This is a genomic window from Pseudomonas sp. MD330_10, assembly GCF_042610415.1.
Lineage (GTDB): Bacteria > Pseudomonadota > Gammaproteobacteria > Pseudomonadales > Pseudomonadaceae > Aquipseudomonas > Aquipseudomonas rhodesiae.
In genome coordinates, this window is sequence record NZ_JBHGZU010000004.1 from 44165 (window position 1) to 56121 (window position 11957).

11 protein-coding genes are annotated in these 11957 nt (G+C 58.8%); 9 read left to right on the forward strand and 2 right to left on the reverse strand.

Features of this window, described 5'->3' with window-relative positions:
- The first annotated feature begins 192 nt into the window (after window positions 1-192).
- The 5 genes from petA (at window position 193) to ACFZPT_RS07675 (ending at window position 3980) form a co-directional block, all read left to right on the forward strand.
- The gene (gene petA / locus ACFZPT_RS07655; protein ID WP_034095877.1) at window positions 193-786 is read left to right on the forward strand and encodes a ubiquinol-cytochrome c reductase iron-sulfur subunit; all 594 of its coding nucleotides are present in this window, start codon (window positions 193-195) and stop codon (window positions 784-786) included.
- Window positions 786-1997, forward strand: a complete 1212-nt coding sequence (locus ACFZPT_RS07660) for a cytochrome bc complex cytochrome b subunit (protein WP_034095878.1) — start codon at window positions 786-788, stop codon at window positions 1995-1997. Before petA ends, ACFZPT_RS07660 begins: the two co-directional genes overlap by 1 nt.
- Entirely contained in the window at window positions 1997-2779 is a 783-nt protein-coding gene (locus ACFZPT_RS07665) for a cytochrome c1 (protein ID WP_034095879.1), read from the forward strand. The genes ACFZPT_RS07660 and ACFZPT_RS07665 overlap by 1 nt, the downstream gene beginning before the upstream one ends.
- 146 nt (window positions 2780-2925) lie before the next feature.
- A complete protein-coding gene (locus ACFZPT_RS07670; RefSeq protein ID WP_034136968.1) occupies window positions 2926-3543 on the forward strand; it encodes a glutathione S-transferase N-terminal domain-containing protein in 618 nt (205 codons plus the stop codon).
- A 17-nt stretch (window positions 3544-3560) separates the two neighbouring features.
- Complete coding sequence (locus ACFZPT_RS07675; protein WP_034111756.1) at window positions 3561-3980, forward strand: ClpXP protease specificity-enhancing factor; 420 nt, start codon at window positions 3561-3563, stop codon at window positions 3978-3980.
- Window positions 3981-4042: 62 nt separating this feature from the next.
- Here the strand turns inward: ACFZPT_RS07675 and ACFZPT_RS07680 are convergent, their stop codons facing one another.
- Entirely contained in the window at window positions 4043-5638 is a 1596-nt protein-coding gene (locus ACFZPT_RS07680; protein WP_099312833.1) for a glucan 1,4-alpha-maltotetraohydrolase domain-containing protein, read from the reverse strand.
- A 263-nt stretch (window positions 5639-5901) separates the two neighbouring features.
- On the opposite strand from ACFZPT_RS07680, the gene ACFZPT_RS07685 reads away from it, so the two are divergent.
- Window positions 5902-6651, forward strand: a complete 750-nt coding sequence (locus ACFZPT_RS07685) for a FadR/GntR family transcriptional regulator (protein WP_034095883.1) — start codon at window positions 5902-5904, stop codon at window positions 6649-6651.
- Between the two features lie 38 nt (window positions 6652-6689).
- Here ACFZPT_RS07685 and ACFZPT_RS07690 read toward each other — a convergent pair whose 3' ends face one another.
- The gene (locus tag ACFZPT_RS07690; RefSeq protein WP_099312832.1) at window positions 6690-7844 is read right to left on the reverse strand and encodes a phospholipase; all 1155 of its coding nucleotides are present in this window, start codon (window positions 7842-7844) and stop codon (window positions 6690-6692) included.
- A 234-nt stretch (window positions 7845-8078) separates the two neighbouring features.
- Between ACFZPT_RS07690 and kdgD the strand changes: the two genes are divergently transcribed.
- The 3 genes from kdgD (at window position 8079) to ACFZPT_RS07705 (ending at window position 11951) form a co-directional block, all read left to right on the forward strand.
- Entirely contained in the window at window positions 8079-8990 is a 912-nt protein-coding gene (kdgD, locus tag ACFZPT_RS07695; protein ID WP_034095885.1) for a 5-dehydro-4-deoxyglucarate dehydratase, read from the forward strand.
- A gap of 54 nt (window positions 8991-9044) precedes the next feature.
- Window positions 9045-10490 carry an aldehyde dehydrogenase family protein gene (locus ACFZPT_RS07700; protein ID WP_034095886.1) on the forward strand — a complete coding sequence of 482 codons (1446 nt, stop codon included), beginning with the start codon at window positions 9045-9047 and terminating at the stop codon, window positions 10488-10490.
- Between the two features lie 96 nt (window positions 10491-10586).
- Window positions 10587-11951: an MFS transporter gene (locus ACFZPT_RS07705; RefSeq protein WP_034136973.1), complete on the forward strand. Its 1365-nt coding sequence runs from the start codon at window positions 10587-10589 to the stop codon at window positions 11949-11951.
- The last annotated feature ends 6 nt before the right edge of the window (window positions 11952-11957 follow it).

Genomic DNA, 11957 nt, shown 5'->3' on the forward strand with positions numbered 1-11957 from the left:
TAAAAATTGGCGTGACAACTTGCCACATCCGTAGACCCCCTATACTACAAGGCCTGGAGCCGGAGCTCCGGGTAATTCCCTTGTCAGAGGTGGGGCTTTTCATTACCATTCGGCAAAATTTTTATAAGTTCAGATTTAATACTTAGTAGACGCCTGATTTAACAGGCCAAAAAGCTGATGGGAGAGGACTGAATGAGCAATGACGGCGTGAATGCAGGCCGGCGTCGCTTCTTGGTAGCAGCCACATCCGTGGTGGGTGCTGCAGGAGCGGTGGGGGCTGCGGTCCCGTTCGTGGGGTCATGGTTTCCCAGTGCCAAGGCGAAAGCCGCAGGTGCACCGGTGAAAGTGAATGTCAGCAAGATCGAGCCAGGCCAGCAGATGATTGCTGAGTGGCGCGGTCAGCCGGTATTCATTGTTCGTCGTACCGAGGAAATCCTGGGAAATCTGAAAAAGATCGAAGGTCAGCTGTCTGACCCGAAATCCGAGAAATCCGACCAACCCGCCTACGCCAAAAACGAAGCACGTTCGATCAAACCAGAGATTCTTCTGCTGGTCGGGCTGTGTACCCACTTAGGTTGCTCGCCTACCTTCCGCCCGGAAGTAGCCCCTGTCGATCTGGGCAAGGACTGGGTCGGCGGTTATTTCTGCCCGTGCCACGGTTCTCACTATGACCTCGCTGGCCGTGTCTACAAGTCTCAGCCTGCTCCATTGAACCTGCCCGTGCCACCGCATACCTACGAAACTGACGACCTTATTGTCATTGGCCTCGATAAGGAGAACGCGTGATGAGCAAGTTCATGGATTGGGTGGATGCGCGTTTCCCCGCCACTAAAATGTGGGAAGACCATCTCAGCAAGTACTACGCTCCAAAAAACTTCAACTTCTTCTATTTCTTCGGCTCCTTGGCGTTGCTGGTGCTGGTCAACCAGATTGTCACCGGCGTGTGGCTGACCATGAGCTACAACCCTTCGGCGGAAGAGGCATTCGCCTCCGTCGAATACATCATGCGCGACGTCGAGTACGGCTCGATCCTGCGACTGTTGCACTCCACCGGCGCTTCGGCGTTCTTTATCGTGGTCTATCTGCATATGTTCCGTGGTCTGCTCTACGGGTCCTATCAGAAGCCGCGTGAACTGGTGTGGGTCTTCGGCATGCTGATCTACCTGGCGCTGATGGCCGAAGCCTTTATGGGCTACCTGCTGCCGTGGGGCCAGATGTCGTACTGGGGGGCCCAGGTGATCATCTCGCTGTTCGGCGCTATCCCCGTGATCGGCAATGACCTGACCCAGTGGATTCGGGGTGACTACCTGATCTCCGGCATCACTCTGAACCGCTTCTTCGCCCTGCATGTGGTGGCGTTGCCCATCGTGATCCTGGGATTGGTGGTGCTGCATATCCTCGCTCTGCACGAAGTGGGTTCGAACAACCCGGATGGCGTGGACATCAAAAAGCACAAGGACGAGAACGGCATCCCGCTGGATGGCATTCCCTTCCATCCGTACTACACCGTCAAAGACATTGTCGGCGTAGTGGTGTTCTTGTTCGTGTTCTGCTCGATCGTGTTCTTTTTCCCGGAGATGGGTGGCTACTTCCTGGAGAAGCCTAACTTCGAACAGGCCAACGCCTTCAAGACACCTGAACACATCGCTCCCGTTTGGTACTTCACGCCGTTCTACGCGATCTTGCGGGCCATCCCAGACAAGCTTATGGGCGTGATCGCCATGGGCGCGGCCATCGCGGTGCTGTTCGTACTGCCCTGGCTCGACCGAAGCCCGGTCAAGTCCATGCGTTACAAGGGCTGGTTGAGCAAGATCTGGTTGTGGGTGTTCTGCATTGCTTTCGTGATCCTGGGCGTATTGGGCGTACTGGCGCCAACCCCAGAGCGTACGTTGCTGTCGCAGGTCTGCACCTTCCTGTACTTCGCCTACTTCATTCTGATGCCGTTCTATACCCGGCTAGAGAAGACCAAACCGGTTCCGGAAAGGGTGACTGGCTGATGAAAAAATTATTCGTTGCATTGATGCTTGCGGCACTGCCGCTGCTGTCCTTCGCTGCCGAACATGGCGGGCCGGAACTGGAAAAAGTCGATATTGACGTATCCGACAAAGCCGCCATGCAGGACGGTGCGCGTACGTTCGCCAACTACTGCATGGGTTGCCACAGCGCCAAATTCCAACGCTATGAGCGCGTTGCCGATGACCTGGGCATCCCTCATGAAATGATGCTGGAAAAGTTGGTCTTCACTGGCGCCAAGATCGGCGACCACATGAACATCGGCATGCAGCCGGCGGACGCCAAGGCCTGGTTCGGTGCTGCACCGCCTGATCTGACCCTGGTCGCTCGTGTGCGTGGCACCGATTGGCTGTACAGCTATCTGAAGTCGTTCTACGAAGATCCGACACGCCCCTGGGGTGTGAACAACAAAGTGTTCCCGAACGTCGGCATGCCTAACGTGCTGGTCGGCCTGCAGGGGCGCCAAGTGGTAGGATGCAAGCAGGTTCAGGTCGTTGAGAACGGTAAGAAGCAATATGATCCGTTGACCGGCACGCCTCTGACCCATGAGGCCTGCGATCAATTGACCATCGTGCCTAAGACCGGTGCACTGAATGAAGAGCAGTTCGACGAGAAGGTCAAGAACCTGGTGACCTTCCTGGCCTACTCGGCTAACCCGGTCAAACTGCAACACCAGCGTATCGGTACCTATGTATTGCTGTACCTGGCCTTCTTCTTCGTATTCGCCTATCTGCTCAAACGCGAATACTGGAAGGATGTGCATTGATCCAACCGTAAGCAATTGCTGTTAATCTTGCGCGCCCAGCGGCATCTCTGAACCGTAGCGACCTGGTCATCAGGTACTACAGAGATGCTCTCTGGGCGCGCTCGTTTTTGAGCTTTCGATAATTTCAACAAGCGAGGAGGACCGCCATGGGCGTGACCAATCGGTTGGCCTGTTACTCCGACCCCGCCGACCACTATTCCCACCGAGTACGCATCGTGCTCGCAGAGAAGGGTGTCAGCGCCGAGATCATCAGTGTGGAGGCGGGCCGTCAGCCGCCGAAGCTGATCGAAGTGAACCCTTACGGCAGCTTGCCCACCCTGGTCGATCGTGACCTGGCGTTGTGGGAGTCGACCGTGGTGATGGAATACTTGGATGAGCGTTATCCTCATCCGCCTCTGCTGCCGGTGTACCCGGTGGCGCGTGCCAACAGCCGGCTGCTGATCCATCGGATCCAGCGTGACTGGTGCGGGTTGGTGGATGTGATTCTGGATTCGCGTACAAAAGAGCCCGCTCGGGTGCAGGCGCGTAAGGAATTGCGCGAAAGCCTGACCGGCGTTTCGCCGTTGTTCGCCGATAAACCTTTTTTCCTCAGCGAGGAACAAAGCTTGGTGGATTGCTGCCTATTACCCATACTCTGGCGCTTGCCGATTCTGGGCATTGAACTGCCTCGGCCTGCCAAGCCGTTGCTTGATTACATGGAGCGCCAGTTTGCGCGTGAGGCTTTCCAGGCGAGTCTGTCTGGTGTCGAACGCGATATGCGCTAAGGCTTAAGGAGCCGTTGATGAACTCCAGTCGACCCTACCTGGTCCGCGCGCTCTATGAGTGGATTGTGGACAACGATTGCACCCCGCACATGCTGGTCAATTCCGAATTTCCTGCGGTTCAGGTACCGCAGGGGTTTGCCAGTGATGGACAGATCGTGCTGAACATCTCGCCCAGTGCCGTGCGTCATCTGCACATGGACAACGAAGCGGTGAGCTTCGAAGGGCGTTTTGGCGGTGTGCCCCATACGCTGTATGTGCCGATTGGCGCCATTCTCGGGATCTATGCCCGTGAGAATGGGCAAGGCATGGTGTTTGATCTGGAGTCGCCCTTCGAGGATGACGAAACGATCGACAGCGAAGAGGGCGACGATATGCCGCCACCGGACACTGAGCCTCCGCGTCCCAGCGGTCGTCCTAGTCTGAAAGTGGTGAAGTGACAAAACGGCGTCGTTCGCACGTCGGTTGAAAAATGCCTCGGTCTTGCCGGGGCATTTTTTTGTCAAAAACTGCCTACGGCCTCGGTGCCGGCACCGGTGGTCAACGAGTTGTCGGGGTCCTTTTGCCAATAGGCTTGGTTGGCGTTGCTGAGGCTGCGGATCACACATTTCCATTTGATGGCTTGCTGGGTCGGCCATACCACGGCGCCGCTCCACCGCTGCGGCGCCGTGGGCTTCAGTGCGATGGCGTGGGCCGGATCCCAGGCGCCCAGTTCAACCGGCGAACCCACGGCGTACACTGCCTGCCCATTGCCAGGGTTTGCATTGTCGCAGTGTAGTGTCGTCGTGGTGTCTTCCGGTGCCGAGCGAGTTTGCCAGGCTCGAATACGCTCTGCGTCCGCGAACAGTGCCTGGGTAAAACCCTCCGGGATCATGCTGAGGTCCGCGTCCAGGGCGATCAATAAGCGCTGGCGACTGCCATTGATCGTAGCCACCAATCCTGAATAGTGGCTCTGAAAGCGGATGGGCGAGTCGGCTCGAATGCCAGCGTCCTTGCGCAGTTTGATCAGCGTGCGAATCAGATCGCCACGGCCCCAGTCGTACATGTCGGGCCAATACACCGTGGGTATGCCGGGGCTCAGCAGAATGTAAGCGTAGGCGATCTTGCGCTTGTCTTCGGGCACAGGCCAGTGGTGCTGCCCGCCGTATTGTCCCGGAGAATAGCCGGTGTCGTGGTTGTCGACGAACGTCACCGCGATCTGCCGCCAGGCTGGGTCCGGGTTGCCATTGAGCCCGTGCCGCCATTCGGCGAGGCTGCCATTTTGCAGGCGCTCCTTGAGCGCGAAATCGAAGACTGCGCAACGCGATCTGTCCGACCAGTCCTTGAGAATGTCCTGCCAACTGGCTTTATTGCGCCAGTCGCTGGCGGGAAACTCGCCAGGGCTTTTCCACAGTTCGCCAACGCAGAACGCTTGGTCGCCAAAATCTTTCATCCACAGGTTGACCCGCTCCGGCGTATAGCCGCGCACAAAATCGAAGCGCAAGCCCTTGGCGCCGTAGTTATCCCGCAGGTTCCTGAACTCCTGCATCATGCGTGACGAAACCTCCGGACTGCTGGTGTTGAGGTCGGCCTTGCCGCTATCAAACGGGTCGCCTTCGCCGCAGCTTGACGCAGGGGTGGGGGGGATGCAGTCAGTGCGCCACAGCTTGAGGCGCCGAAGAAAGCGCACCTGGGTGCCGGGGAGGTTGTCGTTCATATGGTTAGGCACTACGTCGTACACCGCTTGCACGCCAGCACTCGATAAGGCGTCAACCGCTTGTTTGAGCTGGGGTTCGCTGCCGTAATTGCTGTTTTTGTCAAAGTCGTGCCAGAAGTAACCCTCCCCGCCGCCGGAAGTCCCTGAGTTCGCGTCGACCCAGCTGGATTTATCGACCCAGGCGGGAGGCAACCAGATTTTGGTGAAGCCATCGCGCCCGATGGTGGGGGCCATTTGTGTCAGTATTTCGTACCACGTTTGCGGGGTCGTGCGACTGGAGTTCCAGTGGAGCCCCTGCAATATGACGTCCTCGCCCCCGCCGTTGCGTACGCCCGGGGCAGCCAGAACGAGGCTGGTCAGCAGCCAGCTTAAGGCTGCGCATAACAAACTAAGGCGTTTCATGGGCGCTCACCTGGGTGTCGGAACAGGCTTGACTCTGCGACGGTCTGGTGAGGTTGTCTGCTGTCATATCTGACAGGGGCAGGAGAACGTTTCGCACTTATTGCCGCGGCTGAAGTAACCGGTGGGTCTATCCGAACACGGGTAGGTACGGCGGCGATATGTACTACGCGTGCGAAAGCCGATGAAAGTGCAGCGCGAGCGGTGATCATACAACCGTCATGGGCTATGATGCCCCTTCAGTTCACCGACAAAGATGACCCCACATGGAAAACGCCAACACCGCCCCTCGTCTTCCCCGCAAGCGCCGCAGCCTTGCTCAGGAATTGGTCACGGTGTTATCCGAGCAAATCCGCGATGGTCAGCTCAAACGTGGCGATAAGCTGCCCACCGAGTCGGCGATCATGGAAGCTCATGGGGTCAGTCGCACGGTGGTGCGTGAAGCCATCTCACGTTTGCAGGCCGCAGGCCAGGTAGAGACCCGGCACGGCATCGGCACTTTCGTGCTGGATACACCAAGCCCCAGCGGCTTTCGTATCGACCCCGCCACCGTGGTGACCTTGCGCGATGTGTTGGCGATTCTGGAGCTGCGGATCAGCCTGGAAGTGGAGTCGGCCGGCCTCGCCGCGTTGCGTCGCAGCGATGAGCAATTGGCGGCCATGCGCGCGGCACTCGACGCGCTGAACGAAAGCGCCGCGCACGCGGGGGATGCGGTTGCTTCAGACTTCGCGTTCCATCTGGAAATCGCATTGTCCACCGGCAACCGTTACTTCACTGACATCATGACCCACCTGGGTACCAGCATCATTCCTCGAACCCGCCTGAACTCCGCACGCTTGGCCCATGATGACCAACAGCATTACATGGACCGCCTGAGCCGCGAGCACGAAGAAATCTACGAAGCGATTGCCCGCCAGGATTCGGACGCGGCGCGCGCGGCCATGCGTTTGCACCTGACCAACAGTCGCGAGCGGCTGCGCCATGCCCATGAAGAGGCGCAGGCGCAGCGCGGGTGAGTCTCAGGGTTTGATCATCGACGGGGCAACGGTTGTGATCAGACCGGTGTATTGGGTTTGTAGTCCTTGAGCAACAAGTACGTACTCCATCCCCACCAATCATTCGTCCACTGCTTGTCGTTCAAGTCATTTACGTCCTTGCGCCGCAGCACCTTGTCGCCCTCCCTCTTGAACAACGGCGAAAAGTTGTTTGCCGGGTTTTGAGCGGCATTCAGGTCCGGCACGTACAGCGGCGCCTTAAAGGTGGCCGGGGAGGGCGCGGTGCCGCTGAGGAAAGTGTCGAAGATTTCGTCCGCCGAGGCTTGCACCGCGCGTTTGACTTGGGTCCGATTGGCCGCATCGGTGCTGTCGAAGTAGCGTTTATCCCCGTAGGCATGCCATTCGTCACCCATGGCATTGCGCACCTTGAGCCCGAATTTACTGTCTTCGTCGTGCATGAAACGGCTGATCAGCGAGCCGAGTTCTCCGGGGGTAACCACGGCGGCCAGTTGCTTGCGTGGCACGCGCAGGTGGCCGGCGGAAAACAGATCGGTCAAAAAATGATCGGCAAAACTGTTCATGGCATAGGCCAGTTCCAGCGCCGGGTCGGTGCCGGTCTGATGAGCTACCACTGCCTGTTGCAGGGCTGCGGTATGCCCGGCGAGGTAGGCCGACAGCGCCCACTCGCCGAAGTGGTCGGCGTTGTCCGCCGCCAGTTTCAAGTAACGTCCCAGCGGAATCAGCGCCGACACCGCGCTGCCGCCACCGGTGATGCGGTTCCACTCCTCGGACAAGCTATCGCCCAAGGCGTCGTACGCCTCATGAGGCTGTTTGCCTTCCTTGATTGCCTGGTTGACCGCGTTGATCTCCTTTTGCATCACCGCAAGGATGTTGCGTGCTTCTTCCCGTGACGCCGGCAACACGGCCAGGGAATTGAACGCGGCCGTGAAGCGTTGCACACGCTCGGCGGGGGAGGCGCCATCGCTGATCGGTTGGCCGGGGATGCCATAGAAGTCGCCGCCCAGGGCGATCACTTGGCCGTAAGTCAGTGCCAGCCCGTTGGGCAGATGCAGCTCAACTTCTCGCGCAGGTATCGGCGCGGCGTCTTTGGCGAAGCGCAGCAGCGTATCGTCGCCAATCGCCGTATGTTCGCCGCCTTCGAAGCGTAGGGTCGGTGGGTTTTTTTCGGGTAATACGAGTTCAGGACCTGACATGTTAGCTCCTTGCTAAGTCGTAGGAATCTTCCTTGATTGCTGTATGTATATACAGCTACGGCGAGCATAGAGCATAAATTTCTTACGTCAAGAATGCGTGTTTCAACACTCTTTGCTGGGAGGTTGATGAATTGCAGTTGACGAATACTTTTATAGTTGTACGATGACGTACGACATTATCAAAACCAACAACAAACCTTTCGACAGAAAGTCTTTACCCAGGGTGTTCGAATAATGAATCCACAAGAACTGAAGTCCATCCTTTCCCACGGTCTGCTGTCTTTCCCCGTGACCGATTTCAACGCGCAGGGTGATTTCCACCAGGCGGGTTACATCAAGCGCCTGGAGTGGCTGGCCCCGTACGGCGCCACAGCCTTGTTCGCCGCCGGCGGCACCGGTGAGTTTTTCTCCCTGGCCGCCAGCGAATATTCTCAAGTGGTAAAGACTGCTGTTGATACCTGCGCCACCAGCGTGCCGATCCTCGCCGGTGTCGGCGGTTCGACGCGTCAGGCTATCGAATATGCTCAGGAAGCCGAGCGTCTGGGTGCCAAGGGTCTGTTGTTGCTGCCGCACTACCTCACCGAAGCCAGCCAGGATGGGGTTGCCGCCCACGTTGAAGCCGTGTGCAAATCGGTCAAGATTGGCGTGGTGGTCTACAACCGCAACGTCTGCCGTCTGACTGCGCCGCTGTTGGAGCGCCTGGCTGAGCGCTGCCCGAACCTCATCGGCTACAAGGACGGCCTGGGTGACATCGAACTGATGGTGTCGATCCGCCGTCGCCTCGGTGATCGTTTCAGCTACCTGGGCGGCCTGCCGACCGCAGAAGTCTACGCCGCTGCTTACAAGGCTTTGGGCGTACCGGTGTACTCCTCGGCGGTGTTCAACTTCATCCCGAAAACCGCGATGGACTTCTACCACGCGATTGCCAAGGATGATCACGCCACCGTCAGCAAGATCATCGACAACTTCTTCCTGCCTTACCTGGACATCCGTAATCGCAAGGCCGGTTATGCCGTGAGCATCGTCAAGGCCGGCGCAAAAATCGCCGGTTATGACGCCGGCCCAGTGCGCACACCGCTGACCGACCTGCTGCCGGAAGAGTACGAAGCCCTCGCCGCGCTGATCGATAAGCAAGGCCCGCAATAAGACATTTACAAGGCCGCTGAGCAATCAGCGGCCTTTTGCGTCAGGAGAAGATTTGTGTCCCAAGCCAAACGTTTTGAAAACTACATCAATGGCCAGTGGGTGGCCGGTGCGGACTATTGCACCAATATCAACCCGTCGGAGTTGTCCGATGTCATCGGCGAATACGCCAAGGCTGATGTTGCTCAAGTCAACGCCGCCATCGACGCCGCACGCGCCGCGTTCCCGGCCTGGTCCACCTCGGGCATTCAGGCCCGTCACGATGCGCTGGATAAAGTCGGCAGCGAAATCCTCGCCCGCCGCGAAGAACTCGGCACCCTGCTGGCCCGTGAAGAGGGCAAGACCCTGCCCGAAGCCATCGGTGAAGTGACCCGCGCCGGCAATATCTTCAAATTCTTTGCTGGCGAATGCCTGCGCTTGTCCGGCGACTACGTGCCGTCGGTGCGTCCTGGCGTCAACGTCGAAGTTACCCGCGAAGCCCTTGGTGTGGTTGGCTTGATCACTCCGTGGAACTTCCCGATTGCCATCCCCGCATGGAAAATCGCCCCGGCCCTGGCGTACGGCAACTGCGTGGTAATCAAACCCGCCGAGCTGGTGCCGGGTTGCGCCTGGGCCCTCGCGGAAATCATCTCCCGCGCCGGTTTCCCGGACGGTGTGTTCAACCTGGTAATGGGCAGCGGCCGTGTGGTCGGTGATGTGCTGGTCAACAGTCCGAAAGTCGATGGCATCAGCTTCACCGGTTCCGTCGGCGTCGGCCGTCAGATCGCCGTCAGCTGTGTGTCGCGCCAGGCCAAAGTGCAGTTGGAAATGGGCGGCAAGAACCCGCAGATCATTCTCGACGACGCCGACCTCAAACAGGCGGTCGAGCTGGCGGTACAGAGCGCGTTCTACTCCACTGGGCAACGTTGCACGGCGTCCAGCCGTTTGATCGTGACCGCCGGCATCCACGACCAGTTTGTCGCGGCCATGGCCGAGCGCATGAAGTCGATCAAGGTCGGCCATGCCCTCAAGAGCGGCACCGATATCGGCCCCGTCGTGTCCCAGGCCCAACTGGATCAGGACATGAAATACATCGATATCGGCCAAAGCGAAGGCGCGCGGTTGGTCAGCGGTGGCAGCCTGGTGACGTGCGACACCGAGGGTTACTTCCTCGCGCCGACTTTGTTCGCCGACAGCGAAGCGGCCATGCGCATCAGCCGTGAAGAAATCTTCGGGCCGGTGGCCAACGTGGTGCGCGTGGCGGACTACGAGGCAGCCCTGGCCATGGCCAACGACACCGAGTTCGGCTTGTCGGCCGGTATCGCCACCACGTCGCTGAAGTACGCCAATCACTTCAAGCGCCACTCCCAGGCCGGGATGGTGATGGTCAACCTGCCGACCGCCGGCGTGGATTATCACGTTCCGTTCGGTGGGCGTAAGGGCTCATCCTATGGTTCGCGTGAGCAGGGTCGCTATGCGCAAGAGTTCTACACCGTGGTGAAAACCAGCTACATCGGTTCGTAAGACGCAATACCCCGTGGGGCCGGACGCCTGCCGGTCCCACGATCAAAACAGAAAACCATTACCCGCAAAAAAAATAATTAGTGGGAGTACTTCTACATGCAAGCGACCAAGCCGACCCACGTCCGCTATTTGATCCTGCTCATGCTCTTTGTGGTGACCACGATCAACTACGCCGACCGGGCCACCATCGCCATCGCGGGCTCCAGCCTGCAAAAAGACCTCGGCATCGACGCGGTCACTCTCGGTTACATCTTCTCCGCATTCGGTTGGGCCTATGTGGCCGGGCAAATTCCCGGTGGCTGGCTGCTGGACCGGTTCGGCTCGAAAAAAGTCTATGCCCTGAGCATCTTCACCTGGTCCCTGTTCACCGTGCTGCAAGGCTATGTGGGTGAGTTCGGTGTTTCCACCGCCGTGGTCGCGCTGTTTATGCTGCGCTTCCTGGTGGGCCTGGCCGAGGCACCTTCCTTCCCGGGTAACGCACGCATCGTCGCGGCCTGGTTCCCGACCGCTGAACGGGGCACCGCCTCGGCGATATTTAACTCGGCGCAGTACTTCGCCACGGTGCTGTTCGCGCCCCTGATGGGTTGGATCGTCTACCGCTTCGGCTGGCAGCACGTGTTTATCGTGATGGGCGTGATCGGCATCGTGTTCTCGCTGATCTGGCTGAAAGTGATCCACAGCCCCCGCCAGCACCCAATGATCAACGAGGCCGAGCTCAATCACATCGCCGCCAATGGCGCGATGGTCGATATGGATCAGGACAAGGCCAAGGGTAAGAAAACCGACGGGCCGAAGTGGGATTACATCCGTCAGTTGCTCACCAACCGCATGATGCTCGGGGTGTACCTGGGCCAGTACTGCATCAACGGCATCACCTACTTCTTCCTGACCTGGTTCCCGGTGTATCTGGTGCAGGACCGTGGCATGACCATCCTCAAGGCCGGTTTCATCGCCTCGTTGCCGGCGATCTGCGGCTTTATCGGCGGCGTGCTCGGCGGGGTGATTTCCGATTACCTGCTGCGCAAAGGCCACTCGCTGACCTTCGCCCGCAAGGCGCCGATCATCGCCGGCCTGCTGGTGTCCAGCAGCATCATTGCGTGCAACTACGTGGATGTGGAGTGGATGGTGGTGGGCTTCATGGCCTTGGCCTTCTTCGGCAAGGGCGTTGGAGCACTGGGCTGGGCGGTGGTGTCCGACACTTCGCCGAAACAAATCGCCGGCCTCAGTGGTGGCTTGTTCAACACCTTCGGTAACCTGGCGTCGATCACCACACCGATTGTCATCGGCTACATCATCAGCACCACCGGTTCTTTCAAATGGGCTCTGGTGTTTGTCGGCGCCAACGCGCTGGTGGCGGTGTTCAGCTACCTGGTGATCGTCGGTCCGATCAAGCGCGTGGTGCTCAAAGAGCCACCCGCCCAGGGGCCTGAAGTGACCCACCTTACCCAAGCGCATTCCTGAGGTTCG

Excerpts from the sequence above, each read along its gene's own strand:
- kdgD (WP_034095885.1), top strand. The coding sequence starts at position 8,079 with ATGAATCCACAAGAACTGAAGTCCATCCTTTCCCACGGTCTGCTGTCT.
- ACFZPT_RS07665 (WP_034095879.1), top strand. The coding sequence starts at position 1,997 with ATGAAAAAATTATTCGTTGCATTGATGCTTGCGGCACTGCCGCTGCTG.
- petA (WP_034095877.1), top strand. The coding sequence starts at position 193 with ATGAGCAATGACGGCGTGAATGCAGGCCGGCGTCGCTTCTTGGTAGCA.
- ACFZPT_RS07675 (WP_034111756.1), top strand. The coding sequence starts at position 3,561 with ATGAACTCCAGTCGACCCTACCTGGTCCGCGCGCTCTATGAGTGGATT.
- ACFZPT_RS07670 (WP_034136968.1), top strand. The coding sequence starts at position 2,926 with ATGGGCGTGACCAATCGGTTGGCCTGTTACTCCGACCCCGCCGACCAC.
- ACFZPT_RS07680 (WP_099312833.1), bottom strand. The coding sequence starts at position 5,638 with ATGAAACGCCTTAGTTTGTTATGCGCAGCCTTAAGCTGGCTGCTGACC.
- ACFZPT_RS07705 (WP_034136973.1), top strand. The coding sequence starts at position 10,587 with ATGCAAGCGACCAAGCCGACCCACGTCCGCTATTTGATCCTGCTCATG.
- ACFZPT_RS07690 (WP_099312832.1), bottom strand. The coding sequence starts at position 7,844 with ATGTCAGGTCCTGAACTCGTATTACCCGAAAAAAACCCACCGACCCTA.
- ACFZPT_RS07660 (WP_034095878.1), top strand. The coding sequence starts at position 786 with ATGAGCAAGTTCATGGATTGGGTGGATGCGCGTTTCCCCGCCACTAAA.
- ACFZPT_RS07685 (WP_034095883.1), top strand. The coding sequence starts at position 5,902 with ATGGAAAACGCCAACACCGCCCCTCGTCTTCCCCGCAAGCGCCGCAGC.